The sequence below is a fragment of the Streptomyces sp. NPDC014764 genome (genome assembly GCF_043082785.1).
Lineage (GTDB): Bacteria > Actinomycetota > Actinomycetes > Streptomycetales > Streptomycetaceae > Streptomyces > Streptomyces althioticus.
In genome coordinates, this window is the sequence record NZ_JBIBXY010000001.1 from 503758 (window position 1) to 520827 (window position 17070).

Here is a 17070-nt window from a genome sequence, read left to right on the forward strand (position 1 = left end):
GCGCCCCGCATCGCTCCGTACTCCTGGGTGGCCCGTGCTCCCCCGCGCGGGCCACCCAGGCATGACGGGCCCGTCACGTCCCCGGCGGGCCCGCCGCACACGGAGGTTCCCTTGCCCGACAACGTCACCTCGTTGTTCCGCAGCACCGCGGCGCACAGCCCGTCGATGGCGGCGCTGACGAGGGAGAGCGACGGGGCCGGACCGGTGGACTTCTGCATTCCCTGCAACCCGTACTTCCCCACCCCCGCCATGTTCGAGGAGATGGCGGCCCGGCTGCGCGACATCATCACGTACTACCCGAGCAGCGCGGACACCATCACCGCCGAGCTGTGCAGCCTCCTGCGGCTGCCGCCGCAGTGCGTGGCGATGGGCAACGGCTCGACGGAACTCATCACCTGGATCGACCATCTGCTGGTGCGCGAGTCGCTCGCCGTGCCCGTGCCGACGTTCGGCCGCTGGACCGACCAGCCGATGGAGACCGGCAAGCGGGTCGACATGTTCCCCCTCCAGGAGTCCAGCGGCTTCGCCCTGGACCTCGCGCAGTACGCCGAGTTCATCCGCGCCCGCGGCACCAGGGTCGCCGTCATCTGCAACCCGAACAACCCCGACGGCGGCTTCCTGCACAAGCACGCGGTCGTGCAGTTCATGGACGCCATGGCCGACCTGGACCTCGTGGTGATCGACGAGTCGTTCCTGGAGTTCGCCGACGCCGAGAACGAGCCGAGCGTGGTGCAGGAGGCGATGCTGCGCCCCAACGTCATCGTGCTGCGCAGCCTCGGCAAGAACTTCGGCCTGCACGGCATCCGCTTCGGCTATCTGGTCGCCAACCCGGCGCTCGCCGGGCGGGTGCGCGCCATGCTGCCCAAGTGGAACCTCAACTCCTTCGCCGAACACGTGGTGTTCATGCTGAAGGAGCACGGGGCCGAGTACGCGCAGAGCCTGCACCAGGTGCGCCGCGACCGGATGGACATGTCCGGCCAGCTCTCCTCGCTGCCCGGCCTCACGGTCTACCCCTCACAGGGCAACTTCCTCTTCGTGCGCCTGCCCGTCGGCGCCGAGGGGACCGTGGTACGGGACCGGCTGCTCACCGAGCACCGGATCCTGGTGCGTGAGTGCGGCAACAAGATCGGCTCGTCCAGCCGCTTCCTGCGTCTCGTGGTGCGCCCCCAGGTCGACGTCCGTCGCCTGGTGACCGGCCTGGAACAGGTGCTCTACGGGACGTCCAGGAGGGGAGCCGCCGTGTCCGAGCAGGCCACAGGGACCGCCTACAGCTCGGGCACGGCGGCGGTGGACCGCCTGGTGAGCCAGACCAACGGGGCCGGGACGCGCGGCCTCGCACAGGCCGCCGGCGCCGGCATGCCGCTCCCCGCCGCCGCGTCCGCCCCCGCGGTGGGCCCGGGCGGCGGGATGCCGGTGCCGGCCGCGGCGGGGCTGCCGCAGCCGGAGCCCCAGCCCGTGCCGCAGGAGGCGCCCCGGCCGCAGCCCGTGCCTCAGCCCGCCCCTCAGTCCGTGCCGCAGCCGGTTCCCGTACCCCAGCCGGTCCCGGTGCCCCAGCCGGTCCCGGTGCCCCAGCCACAGCCGCAGCAGCTCCCGCAGCCGGCGGCGTACCCGGAGCCGGCCCCGCAGCCCGCCCCGGCCGCGCCGCTCCTCGCCCCGGCGGCCGCCTTCGCGGCACCCGCGCCAGCGCCCGCACCCGCACCGACGCCCGCACCCGCACCGACGCCCGTGCCCGCGGCGATGCAGGTCCCGCCCGCCACCGGGCCGACCCCGCCCGGCGTCCCGGCGCGCGGCGGGCTGACGGCCGCCCAGGTGCGGGGCACGGACGGGCTGTCCATGGCCCCGGCGACGGGCTGGCCGGGGGCGCAGAGCTGGCCCGACGCGGCGGGGATGGGACAGGCGGCGGGCTGAGACACCCGGCCGGGCACCCGCGTCGGCTTCCCTCACTGCCCTGCCGAGGTCTCCGTCGGGGTCGGGCAGGGGTCACCGGTGCCGGACGGTGAGGCCGTGGGCCCCGGGTCGGGAGCGGTCGGCTCCGGGGAACAGGGGGCCGAGGTGGTCGGGTCCGGTGAGGGCTCGGCGCTCCCGGTCGGGGACTCGTCGGGCGGTTCCGTGGGCTCCTGGCTCGTCGGGGGGCCCGTCGGCGAGGGGGTCGGGGACGTGCTGGGCCCGGGGGACGGCGACGTGGGGTCCGGGCTGCCCGGGACGGACGGGGAAGGACGCGGGGACGGCCCCGTGCCGCCGGAGGGGCTGGGCTGGGGCCCGACGACCACGCCTCCGCCACCGCCGCCCCCGCTGCCGCCGTCGACCGGTTCGGTCGCCGGGGTGTCGCCGCCCGCGCCGGGGCTGCGGGGGACGACGCCCTTCCCGTCGGGCACGGCGTGCACCCCGCGGCTGTAGAACGCCAGCCAGTACCGGACCAGGCTCAGGTAGGAGCGGGAGTGGTTGTAGCTCAGGACCGCCCGGTCCAGGTCCGCCGGGCGGCGCAGGTCCCGGTCGCCGAAGCACAGGTAGTGGCCGGCCGCCAGCGCCGCGTCGAAGATGTTGTTCGGGTCGGCGCGGCCGTCGCCGTTGCCGTCCGTGCCCCAGCGGGCCCAGGTGGACGGCAGGAACTGCATCGGGCCCACCGCACGGTCGTAGACGGTGTCGCCGTCGTGGGCGCCCCCGTCCGTGTCCCGGATCAGCGCGAAACCCCGTCCGTCGAGGGGCGGTCCGGTGATGCGGCCGAGCGTCGTGCCGTTCGCGTCGACCGCGCCGCCGCGTGCCTGCCCGGACTCGACCTTGCCGATGGCGGCCAGCAGCTCCCACGGCAGCCGGCAGCCGGGGTCCGTCCTGGCGACCGAGGACTCGGCGGCACGGTAGGCGCGCAGTACGGTGGCCGGAATGCCCGACTCGGCGCGGACCTGCCGGTGCAGCACGGGTGAGGCGGGCGCGGGCTTCGCGGTGCGCAGGGGCGGAAGCTCGGTGTGGTACGAGCCGTCACCCGGCGGGGCGAGCTCCGCGTACGGGTCGCCCACGGGCGCCGGCCTGCCGCCGTCGCCCGCCGGTTCGGCCCTGGCCTTCATGCCGTCCCGGACGAGGGCGGGCCCCTGCGAAGCGGTCAGGGCCGCCATGGCCGCCACGGCGAGCGCACTCGCACGCAGTCCCCTGCGGGCCCGGCCGGAGTACCGGCGACGGGGTCGTCGTACGGACATGGGCGTCACTCCTGTCGGATCCGGATGCGGTGCGGTGTCTCCGCGGGTCGTTCGGGCGGGGCCGGGTCGTGCGGTGCACCTGCGGGCGCGGGCGCGGTCGGGCGGGGCCGGGTCGTGCGGTGCACCTGCGGGCGCGGGCGGGGTGCCGGTGGTGCCGGGTGGTGTGAGGGCCCGGGTGCGGCCGGTACGGGTTCCATCGGGTGCCGGGTGGTGCGGGTTGTACCGGGTGGTGCGGGTGCCTGCGGTACGCGGCGGGCCGTGGTGCGGTCGGGGCGGGTGCCGCACCTACGGGGGCGAGGCCCTGACGGTGCGGCAGATCGGGCGACGCGGGCGTCGGCGATGCGGTGCCCTTGCGGCGCGGGCGTGCGGGGTGCGGGTGGGGCGGGGTCCGGTGGGGCGGTCGGGGCGGGTGGCCGGCGGGGAGCGGTCCGGTGCCGGTGAAGCGTCCGGGGTGCGGCGCGGCCGGGTGCCGGCGTCCGCCGGACCCGCCCGCGTCACCCCCCCGGCTAGGTGCGGTCGAAGGTGTCCAGGGCCGTGATGAGCCAGCGGCCGTCGCGGTGGACCGTGTCCACCGCGAGCATCGCCGCCGCGTACACGCCCTCGTCCTGTTTCGCGTCCGCCTTCCCTCCGGCGGTGGCCACGCTGCTCTGGTCGGCGTAGACGAGGACCCGCGCCCGGTCGCCGTCGATCCGTTCGACCGCGGTCTCGGTGACCGCCGTGGTGATCACCGCCTTCCGCGCGTCGGCCCGCTCACGGACGTCGGCGAACAGGTCCCGGTGCTGGGCGACGGCCTTCCCGGTCAGGAGATCCTTCGCGGCCCGGTCGAAGGCCGCGGGATCGGCGTGGTCGTACGAGAACAGCCGGTCGACGGCCTCGGCCACCTGCCCCTTGACCTCGCTGGTACGGGCTACGTCGGTCAACGCGGTGTTGCTCAGGGCGGGTTCGGCGCGCAGCGACTCGGCCTCCGCGTGGGCCCAGCCCGCGAAGCCGCCGAGGAGCACGGTCAGCACGCAGAGCGCCGCCAGGCCCCAGGGGCGGCGCGGGCGGGACCGGGCGGGACCGCTCGCGCCCTCCGCGGCCGCTTCGGGCCTACGGGGCGGCCCCGCCGCACGGCGCGGGCCGGGCCGGACCTCCACGACCTGCGGACGGGCGGCGCGGGCCTGGCGGAGTCTTTGGCGGTTGATGTGGTGACGGGTCGTCGACATGGTGGGATGTCCTCCTCGCTGCGGCCGGCCGGTGCGGTACGGGCCGGTCAGCCGGCCGGTGCGCCGCCGACGGGCGCCTGGCCGAGAGCGCTCAGCTTCCAGCGGCCGTCGGTCCGGGTGAGTTCGCCGAGCATGCGGCTGTCCTTGTCGGTCCTGGTCCCGTCGGCCGCCCGGACGGTGACGCGCAGGGCGACCAGCACGCGGGCGCGCCCGGCCCGGTCGTCGAGTTCGGTGACCGCTCCCGACAGCACCCGGGCCGTGCTGACCGTCTCCGCCTCCTTCACCTGATCGGCGAAGTCATCGCGTCCGGAGGCGAGTTGCTCGTGGAGCTCGCCCGTCGTCGAGGCCTCCCAGAGATCGAGCCCCCGGTCCAGGTCGCGGTGGTCGAGGGTGTTGAGGTTCTGCACGGCCTGCTCCCCCGCCGCGAGCGCCCGGTCCCGCTGCACGGCGTAGGCGGCCCGGTCGTCGTGGGCCGCGTCGTACCAGTCCTGGCCCGCCCACGCGGCGAAACCGCCGGCGACGAGGGCGAGCACGAGGGCCGGCGCGTACGGCGTCCGGAGGCGGTGCGGCACGCGGCGCCGGGCCGGTCGTTCCATGAGGTGCTCCTGTCTCCCGCGCATGTCAGCGGGCCTTCATGTCGACGATCCGCCACCGGTCGTCCTCGAGCCGTGCCGTGACCGTGAGCTGCGCCGCCGCGGTGGTCGCCGCGTCCTCGCCGCGGCGGGAGGTCTGGTCGAGGAAGACCAGCAGGCGGGCCCGGTCGCCGTCGAGTTCCACCACGCCGGTGCGGACGGCGCGGGTGCTCAGGGTGACGCGCTGCGCGGTGAGGTCCTGGCGGACGCGGTCGAAGAGGGCGGTGTACTGACGGGCGGCCTTCCCGTCGAGGGCGGTGTGTGCGGAGCGCTCGGCGGCGGCGGTGCCGTCGGGCGTGTAGGAGAAGATCCGGGCGAGGGCGCTGCCGACGTCCCCGGCGACCCGGCTGGTGGCCTCGGTGTCGGTGAGCGCCCGGTTGCGGGCGGACTCGTCCGACCGCAGCTCGTGGGCCTCGTGGAGGAAGCCGCAGCCGCCGAGGACCAGGACCGCGGCGGCCCCCGCCGCGACGGCCCGCCGCGGCCGCGAGCCCCGCGACCGGGCGTCCTGGGGAGGGGAGTCACCCGTGCGGTGGCCGGGATCGCCCTCGGGAGCGTCCCCGGACGCCTCCCCGCCGGACCCGCTGTCAGGGGCGCCCCCGGAGGGCGGCTCAGCGGAAGTGGCCTGCGAGGTCCCGTGCCCCGGCACGTCGCCACGGCGCCGTACCGGCCCCCTCGTCCCCATGTCCTCGGCGGCGGTGTCCCGTCCCGTGCCGGGCTCGTGCGTACCTGGCTCCCGCCTGCGGGACAGCCACATCCGTGTCATCGGTCCCCCTCCTCCCTCTCCCCCTGGACCGGGACGGCGCTGAGCGCCTTCACCTTCCAGACGTCCTCGCCGGTGCGGGCCAGGACCGCCTCCACGCGCTTGCGGTCGACGGCCGGCTTCCCCGCCCCGGCGGGGGTGGTCTCGACGCGGACGGTGGCGATGAGCTTCGCCGTGCCGGAGCGGGTGTCGAGCGCCGTGACGGCGGCCTCGGTGACGGTGCCGCGCGCCGAGGCGCCGGCCCCGGCCGCGGTGGCGCCGAGCTCCTCGCGCAGCGGCCCGGTGGAGACGCCGCGCCAGTCCCGGACGCTGCCCTCCGCACGCTGCCGGGTGGTGGCGTCGATCGTGGTGAGCACGGCGAGGGCCCGGCGCCCGTCGGCGAGTGCCGCGTCCCGTTCCCTCCCGTACGCGAGATCGTCGTCGGCGCGTGCCTGGGCGTACGTCCAGGCGCTCGTGCCGCAGAAGCCGAGGGCCAGGACGAGTCCCGTCCCGGCGAGGATCCTGGCCCGCCTCATCGGGTGCCTCCCGGTGCGGGCGCGAGGACGTGCGCCAGGTCGCGCGGCGCCTCGCCGTTCTGTCCGGGCAGGGCGAGCGCGCCGGGCGGCGCCGCGCTGTCGGGCTGCCGCGCCGTGCGGTCGCCGCCGCCGCTGCCGGAGGGCAGGGAGCCGGGGCGGGCCGGTTCGGGCACCGCGCCGCCCTTGGGGGCGTTGGCCGCGCCACGCACGTTCTTGCCCGTGGACGGCGGGGCGGTGCAGCCCGCGCCGGTGTTCAGGGGCGGGGCGGTGCCGAGGTCGAGGCCGTTGCGGTAGCGGGTGGCGCCGTACCCGGCGGTGCAGGGCAGGGGGTCGAAGAAGGTGACGGCCATGCCGAGGTTCAGCTTCCCTCCGTCGACGGCGGTGGAGCCGGCGGAGACGGCCGCCGGGTAGGTCACGAGCAGTTCCTCGATGCCCCGCTGCCGGGTGACGGCCACCTCGGCGGTGGTGAGCAGGTTGGCGAGCACGACGCCGAGGCTCGGGTCGAGGTCCCGCAGCACGCCGCTGATCTGGCCGGCGGCCTCGGGGGTGACCGCGAGGAGACGGCGCAGGTCGGCGTCGGACCCCTTGAGGGCGCGGGCCAGTTCCTCCGCGCCCCGGGCGAATCCGCGGATCGCCGCGCCCTCCTGGGCCTGGGTGCGCAGCACGGTCTCGCCGTCGTTGATGAGCAGGACGGTGGACGGCAGGGCGCGGTCGGCGGCCTCGACGAAGTCGCTGCCGCTGTCGAGCAGCACCTGGAGGTCGTCGCCGTGTCCTTCGAAGGCCTCCCCCAACTCGTCGACGACCGTGCGCAGATCGTCCTGCGGCACCGACCGCACCAGGTCGTCCACACTGGCGAGGACGTCGGTGACGGGGGCGGGCACCTGGGTGTCCCGCTGGTCGATGCGGGCGCCGTCCGTCAGGTAGGGGGATCCCTCGCTCTCGGGCCGCAGGTCGATGTACTGCTCGCCCACGGCGGAGAGCGCGGCGACCACGGCCTTGGTGTCGGCGGGGATGCGGGGCGCCGACTTCTTGATCCGCAGCTCGGCGACGACCCCGTCGTCGGTGAGGCGGAGGGGGCCGACACGGCCCACCGAGACGCCTCGGTAGGTGACGTCGGCGTGGGTGAACAGGCCTCCCGTGCGGGGAAGTTGCACGTCCACGGTGTAGTGGTCGGCGACGCCGACGTACCGCCCGAGGTCGGCGTAGCGGATGCCGAGGTAGGACAGGGCGAGCACGGCGACGAGGAGGAAGGCGAGGTTCTTCAGCCGTACGGCGAGGGTGATCACGAGCCGTCACCCGCCTCCGGGGACGCCGGTGCGGTGGTCGCGGTCGCGGAGGGCAGCGGGAGCGGGTCGTCGATCGGGGGGATCACCTGGGTACCGGGGAGGGCGACGACGCTCAGGTAGGCGTTGAGGTAGTCGCCCTTCACACCGTTCAGCACCTCGTCGGTGAACGGGTAGGTCACCAGCACCTGGAGCGCGTCGGGCAGGTCCGCGCCGGCGTCGGCGAGCTCCTTCAGCGTGGGCGCCAGGGCCCTGAGGTCGGCGATCATGTCGTCCTTGCTCGCGTCGACGGTGGACACGGCGACGCCGGAGAGCGTGTCGAGGGAGCGCAGCATGGTGAGCAGGGAGCCGCGCTGTCGCTCCAGCGTCTTCAGTCCGGGTGAGAGGCCGGTGAGGACGGTTCCGACGTCGTCCTTGCGGTGGGCGAGGGTGGAGGAGAGCCGGTTGACGGCGTCGAGCGCGTCGGTGATGTCCTTGCGGTGGTCGTCGAGGTCGGTGACCAGGGTGTTGACGCGCCGGAGCATGGAGCGGACCTCGGGTTCCCGGCCGCCGAGCGCCGCGTTGAGTTCCCGGGTGATGGTGCGGAGCTGGTTGACGCCGCCGCCGTTGAGCAGCAGGGACAGCGCGCCGAACACCTCCTCCACCTCGGTGCTGCGGCTGGTGCGGGACAGCGGGATGACGTTCCCGTCGGAGAGCCGGCCGGTGCCGCCGCCGGGCGGGGCGGCGAGCTGCACGTACTTCTCGCCCAGGAGGCTGGACTGCCCCAGGCGCGCGGTGGCGTCGGCGGGCAGCCGCACGTCGCCGTTGATCTGCATGGTGACGCGGGCCGTCCAGTCGTCGCCGAGTTCGATGCGGCTGATCCGGCCGACGGCGACGTCGTTGACGCGTACCGCGGAGTGCGGGACGAGGCTGAGGACGTCGTCGAGTTCGGCGGTGACGGTGTAGGGGCGGTCGCCGAGGTCGGCGCCGCCGGGCAGCGGCAGGTCCTCCACGCCGTGGAAGCCTTGGGGCAGGACGGTGACGCCGCCGACCGCGAGGGTGAAGCCGAGACCGAGGGCGATCAGCCCGCCCACGGTCAGGCCCGCCACCCGGCCGGTGGTGAGCGCGCCGCGTCCGAGCGCCGAGGCGGCCCGTTCGCGGGTGGGTGTGCCGCGTCTCATCTCTCCCCCTTCCGCTCGGTCGCGGGGGCGTCGCCGCTGACGGCCGCGCCGGTGGCGGGCAGCGGCAGCAGGGGGCCGCCCATGCTGATCTCGTTGAGGTTCGCGCGGCCGTCGAGGGTGCGGGTGTCGGGGTTGTAGGCGTTCACGACGTTGCCGGCGACGAGCGGCGCCACGTCCAGCGCCTCGGCCAGCGAGGCCCGTTGCTCGACGAGGGTGCGGGTGATGGGGACGAGCCGGTCGACGTTCTTCTTCAGCTCGCCCCGGTTGTCCTCGATGAAGGTCTTGACCTGGCCGAGCGCCTTGCCGAGTTCCTCGAGCGCGCCGGTGAGGTCGTCCTTGTTGTCGGCGAAGAAGCCGACGACCTCGTCGAGGCGTTCCTGCGCGGTGCGCACGTCGGTGTCCTTCTCCTTGAGCATGGTGGTGAACGTCTGGAGGCTGCGGAGCGTGCGGAACAGGTCGCCGCTGCTGCCGTCCAGGGTCTTGGCCGCCTTGCCGAACTCCTCGACGCTGTCGCCGATGGCCTTGCCGTTGCCGTCGAGGTTGGCGGCGCCGGTCCGCAGCAGCCCGGACAGGGCGCCCTCGGCGTTGGCGCCGTCCGGGCCGAGCGCGTCGGCAAGACCGGTGATCGAGTCGTAGATCTGGTCGATCTCGACGGGTACGCGGTTGCGGGAGGCGGGCAGCACGGCGCCGTCGGCGAGGGCGGGACCGGTGCTGTGGGCGGGGGTGAGCTGCACGTAGCGGTCGGCGACGACGCTGGGGGCGACGACGACGGCCCGGGCGTTCTCGGGGACCTTGATCCCGTCGTCGAGGCGCAGGTCCACGCGGACGGTGGTGCCCTGCGGCCGCACCGACTCCACCTCGCCGACCCGCACGCCGAGGATGCGCAGGTCGGATCCGGCGTGGACGCCGACGACGCGGTCGAAGTAGGCGGTGATGCTCAGGCCGTCGGGGGCGAGGGCCGAGGCGGCGGTGAGGCCGCCGGCGGCCAGCACGACCAGGGCGAGCAGTCCGCCGAGGATCTTTCCGCGTCGGCTCATCGCGCACCGCTCCCCCGGGCCTCGGCCGGCTGTTTCGGCGGCAGGCATCCGCTCTCGGGCCGGGACGTCTCCGGCAGGTAGTCGCGGGGCACGACGCCGCACAGGTAGCTGTCGAACCAGCGCCCGTTGCCCAGGGTGTTGCCGACCAGCCGGTAGTAGGGGCCGACCAGGGCGAGTGTCCTGCCGAGCTGGTCGTTGTTCTTCTCCAGGACGCCGGTCACCCGGCCGAGGGCCTTGAGGGTGGGGCCGAGCTGTTTCTCGTTGTCCTTGACCAGGCCGCGCAGTTCGGAGCCGAGGTCGCGGCTGCCCTTGAGCAGGGCGCTGATGGCGGCCCGCCGTTTCCTGAGTTCGCCGAGCAGGGAGCCGCCGTCCTCGATGAGGGTCTCGAAGCTGGACTTCTTGTTCTCCAGCGTCTTGCTGAAGCGGGCGCTGCCCTGGAGGAGCCTGGAGAGTTCCGCGTCCCGCCTGGAGACGGAGCGGGACAGGTCGGACAGGCCGGTGGCGGCCTTGCTGACGTGGGGAGGTGAGTCCTTGAAGGTGTCGGAGATGGCCTCGAAGCTCTCCGCGAGCCGGCGGGTGTCGATGGCGTCGACGGTGCCGCTGAGGTCCTGGAAGGCCTGGGTGACGTCGTAGGGGGACGTGGTGCGGGTGGACGGGATGCGGCTGCCCGGGTCCTGCGGCCGGGAGCCGAGCGGGTCGACGGCCAGGTACTTGTCCCCGAGGACGGTCTTGACGGCGATGGCGGCGGTGCTGCGGTCGCCGATCCAGGCGTCCTCCACCTCGAAGGACACCTTCACCTTGGCCCCGTCGAGCGCGACGCCGGTGACCCGGCCGACCTTCACGCCGGCGATGCGCACCTCGTCGCCCTCGTCGAGGCCCGCCGCCTCGCTGAAGTCGGCGCTGTAGCCGGTGCCGCCGGTGAACGGGAGCCGGTCCGCGCCGTAGGCGAGGCCGCCGAGCAGGGTGAGGGCGAGCAGGCCGGCGATGCCGACGGCGACGGGATTGCGGTCCTTGACCGGTTTCATGCGCGGGCGTCTCATCCGCGGCACCTCGATTCGGTGACGGCGATGCCGGTCGGGGGTTCGGAACCGTCGGAGGTGGTCACTCCGCTCACCCGTGCCTCGCAGAGGTAGAGGTTGAACCACGATCCGTAGGAGGACAGCCGGGCCAGGGCGGTCATCTTGGCAGGGGTGCGCTCGAGGAAGTTCTCGATCTGCGGGGTGTGGTCGCCGAGGTTGCGCGAGAGGCGGCCCAGTTCGCGGATGTCCCGCTTCAGGGGCGCGCGCCCGTCGTCGAGGAGGTCGGCGGTCACGGTGGTCAGGTCGCCCATGGCCGCGACGGCCCGGCCGAGGGGCTTGCGGTCCTCGTCGAAGCCGGAGACGAGTGCGCGCAGGGTGACGACGAGGTCGTCGAAGCTGTCCTCGCGGTCGTTGAGGGTGTCCAGGACGGTGGTGAGGTTCTCCACGACAGCGCCGATCACCTCGTCCTTGGCGGCGACGGTGGTGCTGAGCGAGCCGATGCGCCGGATCAGGCTGTCGACGGTGGCGCCCTCGCCCTGGAGGACCTGCACGATCGATCCGGCGAGTTCGTTGACGTCCTTCGGGGAGAGCCCTTCGAACAGCGGCTTGAAGCCGTTGAAGAGGAGGGTCAGGTCGAGCGCGGGGGTGGTGCGGTCCAGCGGCACCGTGGCGCCCTCCTCCAGGGTGCCGCCGAGGTCGCCGCTGCCGCGTCCGAGGGACACGTAGCGCTGGCCGACCATGTTGAGGTACTTCACCGCCGCGGTGGTGGAGCGGGGCAGCCGGCGGTCCTCGCGGACGGTGAACGTGACCTGCGCGAGGCGCCGTTGGACGACGCGCACGTCGGTCACCTCACCGACCGTGACGCCGGAGACGCGCACGCTGTCCCCTTCCCTGAGCCCGGTGACGTCGGTGAAGAGGGCCTGGTAGACCCGGCCGCCGCCGCCCGCGCCGGAGCCGGCGACGCCGAGCCCGAGCACGGTGGTGGCGACGGCGGTGACCACCACGAAGACGAGGGACTTCAGCAGGGGGCCGGTCAGCGAGCGGCGCCGGGTGTGCCCGAGGTCGGCGCTGGTCATCCGAGTGTCACCTCCGTGCCGCGGTAGACGGGGCCGGCGAGGAGGGTGCTCCAGTCGGGCAGGTCGCCGGGGGCCGCGCCGGCTGCGGGCGCGAGCAGTTCGTTCACGAGGTCGTTCTCCGCCGGGGAGTTGACGGGCCCGAGGTCCTCGGCGGTCGCGGCGGTCGCGGCCCGCGCCGTGGGCCGGGGCAGCGCCCCGACGTAGGGCACGGAGGGGCAACGCGGGCCGCCGCCCGCCTCGTACACGGGGGTGTCGCGGCCGGGGCGGTAGGCGCCGCGCGCGGCGACGGAGGTGACGTCGACGTGGACGCCGGGCCGGCCGGTGCCCTTGCCGAGCGCCCGGTCCATGGCCGGGACGAACTCGGCGAGGGTGCGCAGGGTGCACGGGAAGGAGGAGGAGTACTCCGCGAGCAGTTCGAGGGTGGGCCGGCCGGCGGCGGAGAGGCGGATGAGGTTGCGCCGGTTCTCGCGCAGGAAGGCCGTCACGTCCTCGGCCGTCCGGGTCGTGGCGCCGAGGGCGGAGGCGAGTTCGGCCTCCTTCTCGGCGAGGGTGCCGCTGGTGGTGGTGAAGTCGGTGAGCGCCGTGAGGATGTCGGGCGCGGCGTCCGCGTAGACATGACTGACCTTCACGAGTTCCCTGAGGTCGCGGTTGAGGGCGGGCAGGTGCGGGTTGAACTCGGCCAGGTGCCGTTCGAGCCGGCCGAGCGTCCGGCCGAGCTGGTCGCCGCGTCCTTCCAGGGCCTGGGAGACGGCGGAGAGGGTCGCGGCGAGCTTCTGCGGCTGCACGGCGGTGAGCATCGGCAGGACGTTGTCGAGCACCTGCTGGAGTTCGACGGCGTTGGCGGAGCGGTCCTGGGGGATGACGGCTCCGGCGGCCAGCGGCTCGGGCGAGGGGTTCTCGGGCGGCACCAGGGCCACGAACCGCTCGCCGAACAGCGTGGTCGGCAGCATCTGGGCGCGGACGTCGGAGGGGACGGCGTCCAGCGTGCCGGGCTTCATGGCGAGCGTGAGGCGGGCGCCGTCGCCGGTGGCGTCGACGGCGCGGACCTCGCCGACGACGACGCCGCGCAGCTTCACCTCGGCGCCCGGGTGCATCTGGTTGCCGACGCTGCCGGTCTCGACGACCACCGGGTCGGACGAGGTGAACTTCTTGTCGTAGACGGCGACGGCCAGCCAGATCAGGAGGGCGGGCACCAGTACGAACACCACTCCGGCGAGCCGGCGGCGCAGCGTGTGTCCTCGGACTTCCCGGGATCCGCTCATCTCACCCCGCCACCTTCACGGTCGTGGTCGCGCCCCACAGGGCGAGCGACAGGAAGAAGTCGGTGACGCTGATCAGGACGATGGCGTTGCGCACGGACCGTCCGACGGCGACGCCGACACCGGCGGGGCCGCCCGAGGCGCGGAAGCCGTAGTAGCAGTGGGCGAGGATCACCATCACGCTGAAGATCAGCACTTTCAGCACGGAGAGCAGCACGTCCGTCGGGGAGAGGAAGAGGTTGAAGTAGTGGTCGTACGTCCCCCGGGACTGTCCGTTGAACAGGACGGTCACGTAGCGGGAGGCGACGTAGGAGGAGAGCAGCCCGATCGCGTAGAGCGGGACGATGGCGACGACGCCGGCGATGATGCGGGTGGTGACGAGGTACGGCATGGAGCGGATGCCCATGCCCTCCAGGGCGTCGACCTCCTCGTTGATGCGCATGGCGCCGAGCTGGGCGGTGAAGCCCGCGCCGACGGTCGCGGAGAGGGCGAGGCCGGCCACCAGGGGGGCGATCTCCCGGGTGTTGAAGTAGGCGGAGACGAAGCCGGTGAAGGCGGCCGTGCCGATCTGGTCGAGGGCCGCGTGCCCCTGGAGTCCGACGACGGTGCCGGTGAAGAGCGTCATGGCGATCATCACGCCGACGGTGCCGCCGACGACGCCGAGGCCGCCGGAGCCGAAGGCCACCTCGGCCAGCAGGCGCTGCACCTCCTTGAGGTAGCGGCGCAGCGTCCGCGGGATCCACAGCAGGGCCCGCAGATAGAACAGCAGGTGATCGCCTGAGCGGTCGAGCAGGGCGAGCGGGGAGGCCATCGGACCTCAGCCTCCCTTCGGCGGGACGATCTGGAGGTAGACGGCCGTCATCACCATGTTGACGAAGAAGAGCAGGAGGAACGTGATGACGACGGACTGGTTGACGGCGTCGCCGACGCCCTTGGGGCCGCCGCGCGGGTTGAGGCCCCGGTAGGCGGCGACGATGCCGGCGATGAACCCGAAGACCAGCGCCTTGAGTTCGCTGACGTACAGGTCGGGGAGCTGGGCGAGGGCGGAGAAGCTGGAGAGGTAGGCGCCGGGGGTGCCGCCCTGCATGACGACGTTGAAGAAGTAGCCGCCGAGGATGCCGACGACGGAGACCAGGCCGTTGAGCAGGACCGCGACGCCCATGGCGGCCAGGACCCGGGGTACGACCAGCCGCTGCACCGGGGAGACGCCCATGACCTCCATGGCGTCGAGTTCCTCGCGGATGGTGCGGGAGCCGAGGTCGGCGCAGATGGCCGAGCCGCCGGCGCCGGCGATGAGGAGGGCGACGATGAGCGGGCTGGCCTGCTGGACGACGGCGAGGACGCTGGCGCCTCCGGTGAAGGACTGGGCGCCCAGCTGCTGGGTGAGGGAGCCGACCTGGAGGGCGATGACGGCGCCGAAGGGGATCGAGACGAGGGCGGCGGGCAGGATCGTCACGCTGGCGACGAACCAGAACTGCTCGGTGAACTCGCGGAACTGGAAGGGTCTTCGGAAGACGGCGCGGGCGACCTCGGCGGCGAGCGCGAAGAGCCGTCCGGTCTCGCGCAGCGCGCCGGTGATCATGCGCCGCTCCCGGCGACGGGCGCCGTCACGGTGGCCGTCGCCGCGTCCCGCTCGTAGGTCTCCCGGATGGCGGAGCGCGCGGCCGGCGGCAAGGTGTCGATCATGCCCATGACACGCGCGCGGCGGCGTGCGACGGCACGGCGCGGCGGAAGGCCGGGCGACGGCTCGAGCTGCGGCACGATCACCCGGGGCGCGGCGGGCGTCGCCCGGTCCGCCTCGGCGGCGAGGGTGGCCGCGTCCTTCTCCTCGGACATCCCGATGGGGCCCTCGCGCCGGCCGCCGAGGAACTGGGAGACGACCGGCTCGTCGCTGGTGAGCAGCACCTCGCGCGGGCCGAAGGTGACCAGCTCGCGCCGGAAGAGCATCCCCATGTTGTCGGGCACGGTGGCGGCGATGTCGAGGTTGTGGGTGACGATCAGCATCGTCGCGTCGATCTGCGCGTTCAGGTCGATCAGCAGCTGCGAGAGGTAGGCGGTGCGGACCGGGTCGAGCCCGGAGTCCGGCTCGTCGCACAGGATGATCTGCGGGTCGAGGACGAGCGCGCGGGCCAGCCCGGCACGCTTGCGCATGCCTCCGCTGATCTCTCCCGGGAGCTTGCCCTCGGCGCCCAGCAGTCCGACGACCTCGATCCGCTCCATGACGATGCGGCGGATCTCGGACTCCTTCTTGCGGGTGTGCTCCCGCAGCGGGAAGGCGATGTTGTCGAAAAGGGACAGGGACCCGAAAAGGGCTCCGTCCTGGAACATGAGACCGAACATTTTACGGGTCTCGTAGATGTCTTTCTCGGGACTGTTCACCATGTCCACCCCATTGATGAGGACACGGCCCTTCTCGGGTTTGAGGAGCCCGATGAGCGACTTCAGGAAAACGGTTTTCCCGGTGCCGGAAGGCCCCAGCATCACGCTGACTTCTCCGGCCGGAAGGGTGAGCGACACGTCCCGCCAGATGTTCTGTCCGCCGAAGGACTTGGTCAGCCCTTCGACGACTACTTCGATTCCCATATCACCTCCAGCGGACGTCCGTCGAATATGCGCTGCGGGCGCACGTTAAGTCGGTGCGGAGCCCGTCGACAACAGGCGGGACACCCGATGCGCATCGACTCCCGGGAACTTGTCACACCACTGACAACACCGCGGCCCGGCATCTGTCTCCGGGGAGACAGTCAGGGCCTCACCGCTCCGGGGGGTGTGGAGGCGCGCGAGACCCTGCCGACAGACGCCCGAACCTGGGGGGGAGGGGCCGGAAACGTCCGTCGCGGCTCCGGCCGGCAGGGGCCGCCGACCTGGAGCCGAGCACCGCACCGGCACGTTACGGCCGAGTAACCTCGGCAGGCAACACCGTGATCCGACTTTCCCGGGATACCCGCTCCGGCCATCCGAAATATGTCAGCGCGAGCACAACAAACCAACGGAAAATTGTCATCCGGTGAGCATGGAACGCGACACAGAAGATCTCCGGGTAATGACGGGCAGCCGCCGCGCACGCCTTCCTTCATTGACATCACCTGAGTAAGGTGCACCGCGGACCACTCACCACGGAAACAGCTTGTTCCACTTTTAAAAGAATCATGGACCGCCGCATTGTTCAGCTAAGTTTACCGCCAGTAACGTCATGGCTCACGGACAGGCCACGTCCGGCCGCGGGCCGTACACGCGCTCCGTCATCCCACGTCGGCCACGGCCCGTCTCCGCCGGTCAACCCTCAAGGAGATTCCCGAGCCATGCAGAAGACCTTCAGAAAGACCGCTGTCGTGGCGGGTGCGGCTGCTGCCGCCTTCGGCCTCACCCTCTCCCCCGCCTCGGCGGCGCCGTCCACGACGTGGACCGTCACCCCGAGCGGCAGCTACACGGCGACGAACGCCGGCAACATCGTGCTGACCGCCACCATCCCGATGACGTGCACCACCTCGGGCGCCTCGGGCACCATGGCGAGCACCACCGGCAACCCCGCCCAGGTCGCCGCCATCAACGCCATCAACTTCGGCACCGCCTCCACCCCGTGCACCAGCGTCCTGGGCACCGTCACCACCGTGGCGGTCACCCCCTGGACCGTCGTCGCGCAGGACTACACCGCCGGCGTCACCAAGGGCTACATCGGCAACGTCACGGCCAACGTGACCGCCGGCGTCTGCAAGTTCACGGTGACGGGCAAGGCCTCGGCCACCTACACCAACTCCACCGGTGTCCTGGCCGTCAACAGCGTCGCCGGGGAACTGAGCGTCACCAACCCGGTCAACTGCGGCACGGTGATCACCACTGCCACCAAGCCGCTCTTCAAGGGCAACTACGCCATCAAGGCGTCGAACGGCGCCATCCCGACCATCATCGGCACCAACCCGTAGGACACCCGCC

General features: G+C 73.1%; 16 protein-coding genes. 2 read left to right on the forward strand and 14 right to left on the reverse strand.

Annotated features, from left to right (window positions below; all coding sequences use genetic code 11):
* The first annotated feature begins 111 nt into the window (after nucleotides 1-111).
* Nucleotides 112-1908 carry a pyridoxal phosphate-dependent aminotransferase gene (locus ACF1AG_RS02320; RefSeq protein WP_391809209.1) on the forward strand — a complete coding sequence of 599 codons (1797 nt, stop codon included), beginning with the start codon at nucleotides 112-114 and terminating at the stop codon, nucleotides 1906-1908.
* Nucleotides 1909-1940: 32 nt separating this feature from the next.
* On the opposite strand, the gene ACF1AG_RS02325 is transcribed toward ACF1AG_RS02320, so the two are convergent.
* The 14 genes from ACF1AG_RS02325 to ACF1AG_RS02390 all read right to left on the reverse strand — a co-directional run bounded on the left by ACF1AG_RS02325 (nucleotide 1941) and on the right by ACF1AG_RS02390 (nucleotide 15720).
* Nucleotides 1941-3191: a lytic transglycosylase domain-containing protein gene (locus tag ACF1AG_RS02325; protein WP_359603189.1), complete on the reverse strand. Its 1251-nt coding sequence runs from the start codon at nucleotides 3189-3191 to the stop codon at nucleotides 1941-1943.
* A 506-nt stretch (nucleotides 3192-3697) separates the two neighbouring features.
* A complete protein-coding gene (locus ACF1AG_RS02330) occupies nucleotides 3698-4396 on the reverse strand; it encodes a hypothetical protein (RefSeq protein ID WP_391809210.1) in 699 nt (232 codons plus the stop codon).
* A gap of 47 nt (nucleotides 4397-4443) precedes the next feature.
* Nucleotides 4444-4992 carry a nuclear transport factor 2 family protein gene (locus ACF1AG_RS02335; RefSeq protein ID WP_391809211.1) on the reverse strand — a complete coding sequence of 183 codons (549 nt, stop codon included), beginning with the start codon at nucleotides 4990-4992 and terminating at the stop codon, nucleotides 4444-4446.
* Nucleotides 4993-5017: 25 nt separating this feature from the next.
* Nucleotides 5018-5791 (reverse strand): hypothetical protein, encoded by a 774-nt coding sequence (locus ACF1AG_RS02340; protein WP_391809212.1) that lies wholly within the window; start codon nucleotides 5789-5791, stop codon nucleotides 5018-5020.
* On the reverse strand, nucleotides 5788-6303 hold the full coding sequence (locus tag ACF1AG_RS02345) for a hypothetical protein (RefSeq protein WP_028959722.1): 516 nt from the start codon (nucleotides 6301-6303) through the stop codon (nucleotides 5788-5790). Before ACF1AG_RS02345 ends, ACF1AG_RS02340 begins: the two co-directional genes overlap by 4 nt.
* Entirely contained in the window at nucleotides 6300-7589 is a 1290-nt protein-coding gene (locus ACF1AG_RS02350; protein WP_391809213.1) for an MCE family protein, read from the reverse strand. Before ACF1AG_RS02350 ends, ACF1AG_RS02345 begins: the two co-directional genes overlap by 4 nt.
* Nucleotides 7586-8746, reverse strand: coding sequence for an MCE family protein (locus ACF1AG_RS02355; protein ID WP_391809214.1), 1161 nt, complete (start codon nucleotides 8744-8746; stop codon nucleotides 7586-7588). Before ACF1AG_RS02355 ends, ACF1AG_RS02350 begins: the two co-directional genes overlap by 4 nt.
* On the reverse strand, nucleotides 8743-9783 hold the full coding sequence (locus ACF1AG_RS02360) for an MCE family protein (RefSeq protein WP_387794610.1): 1041 nt from the start codon (nucleotides 9781-9783) through the stop codon (nucleotides 8743-8745). Before ACF1AG_RS02360 ends, ACF1AG_RS02355 begins: the two co-directional genes overlap by 4 nt.
* Nucleotides 9780-10823 carry an MCE family protein gene (locus ACF1AG_RS02365; protein ID WP_359603178.1) on the reverse strand — a complete coding sequence of 348 codons (1044 nt, stop codon included), beginning with the start codon at nucleotides 10821-10823 and terminating at the stop codon, nucleotides 9780-9782. Before ACF1AG_RS02365 ends, ACF1AG_RS02360 begins: the two co-directional genes overlap by 4 nt.
* Nucleotides 10820-11878 (reverse strand): MCE family protein, encoded by a 1059-nt coding sequence (locus tag ACF1AG_RS02370; RefSeq protein WP_359603176.1) that lies wholly within the window; start codon nucleotides 11876-11878, stop codon nucleotides 10820-10822. The genes ACF1AG_RS02365 and ACF1AG_RS02370 overlap by 4 nt, the downstream gene beginning before the upstream one ends.
* On the reverse strand, nucleotides 11875-13140 hold the full coding sequence (locus ACF1AG_RS02375) for an MCE family protein (RefSeq protein WP_359603174.1): 1266 nt from the start codon (nucleotides 13138-13140) through the stop codon (nucleotides 11875-11877). Before ACF1AG_RS02375 ends, ACF1AG_RS02370 begins: the two co-directional genes overlap by 4 nt.
* Nucleotide 13141: 1 nt before the next feature.
* On the reverse strand, nucleotides 13142-13948 hold the full coding sequence (locus ACF1AG_RS02380; RefSeq protein ID WP_093547528.1) for an ABC transporter permease: 807 nt from the start codon (nucleotides 13946-13948) through the stop codon (nucleotides 13142-13144).
* 6 nt (nucleotides 13949-13954) lie between these two features.
* On the reverse strand, nucleotides 13955-14719 hold the full coding sequence (locus tag ACF1AG_RS02385) for an ABC transporter permease (protein WP_210634185.1): 765 nt from the start codon (nucleotides 14717-14719) through the stop codon (nucleotides 13955-13957).
* Nucleotides 14716-15720: an ATP-binding cassette domain-containing protein gene (locus ACF1AG_RS02390; RefSeq protein WP_359603171.1), complete on the reverse strand. Its 1005-nt coding sequence runs from the start codon at nucleotides 15718-15720 to the stop codon at nucleotides 14716-14718. The genes ACF1AG_RS02385 and ACF1AG_RS02390 overlap by 4 nt, the downstream gene beginning before the upstream one ends.
* Before the next feature lie 719 nt (nucleotides 15721-16439).
* Here ACF1AG_RS02390 and ACF1AG_RS02395 point away from each other — a divergent pair.
* Nucleotides 16440-17060: a hypothetical protein gene (locus ACF1AG_RS02395; RefSeq protein WP_359603169.1), complete on the forward strand. Its 621-nt coding sequence runs from the start codon at nucleotides 16440-16442 to the stop codon at nucleotides 17058-17060.
* Nucleotides 17061-17070 lie beyond the last annotated feature (10 nt).

Excerpts from the sequence above, each read along its gene's own strand:
- ACF1AG_RS02325 (WP_359603189.1), bottom strand. The coding sequence starts at position 3,191 with ATGTCCGTACGACGACCCCGTCGCCGGTACTCCGGCCGGGCCCGCAGG.
- ACF1AG_RS02330 (WP_391809210.1), bottom strand. The coding sequence starts at position 4,396 with ATGTCGACGACCCGTCACCACATCAACCGCCAAAGACTCCGCCAGGCC.
- ACF1AG_RS02335 (WP_391809211.1), bottom strand. The coding sequence starts at position 4,992 with ATGGAACGACCGGCCCGGCGCCGCGTGCCGCACCGCCTCCGGACGCCG.
- ACF1AG_RS02340 (WP_391809212.1), bottom strand. The coding sequence starts at position 5,791 with ATGACACGGATGTGGCTGTCCCGCAGGCGGGAGCCAGGTACGCACGAG.
- ACF1AG_RS02345 (WP_028959722.1), bottom strand. The coding sequence starts at position 6,303 with ATGAGGCGGGCCAGGATCCTCGCCGGGACGGGACTCGTCCTGGCCCTC.
- ACF1AG_RS02355 (WP_391809214.1), bottom strand. The coding sequence starts at position 8,746 with ATGAGACGCGGCACACCCACCCGCGAACGGGCCGCCTCGGCGCTCGGA.
- ACF1AG_RS02360 (WP_387794610.1), bottom strand. The coding sequence starts at position 9,783 with ATGAGCCGACGCGGAAAGATCCTCGGCGGACTGCTCGCCCTGGTCGTG.
- ACF1AG_RS02365 (WP_359603178.1), bottom strand. The coding sequence starts at position 10,823 with ATGAGACGCCCGCGCATGAAACCGGTCAAGGACCGCAATCCCGTCGCC.
- ACF1AG_RS02370 (WP_359603176.1), bottom strand. The coding sequence starts at position 11,878 with ATGACCAGCGCCGACCTCGGGCACACCCGGCGCCGCTCGCTGACCGGC.
- ACF1AG_RS02375 (WP_359603174.1), bottom strand. The coding sequence starts at position 13,140 with ATGAGCGGATCCCGGGAAGTCCGAGGACACACGCTGCGCCGCCGGCTC.
- ACF1AG_RS02380 (WP_093547528.1), bottom strand. The coding sequence starts at position 13,948 with ATGGCCTCCCCGCTCGCCCTGCTCGACCGCTCAGGCGATCACCTGCTG.
- ACF1AG_RS02385 (WP_210634185.1), bottom strand. The coding sequence starts at position 14,719 with ATGATCACCGGCGCGCTGCGCGAGACCGGACGGCTCTTCGCGCTCGCC.
- ACF1AG_RS02390 (WP_359603171.1), bottom strand. The coding sequence starts at position 15,720 with ATGGGAATCGAAGTAGTCGTCGAAGGGCTGACCAAGTCCTTCGGCGGA.
- ACF1AG_RS02395 (WP_359603169.1), top strand. The coding sequence starts at position 16,440 with ATGCAGAAGACCTTCAGAAAGACCGCTGTCGTGGCGGGTGCGGCTGCT.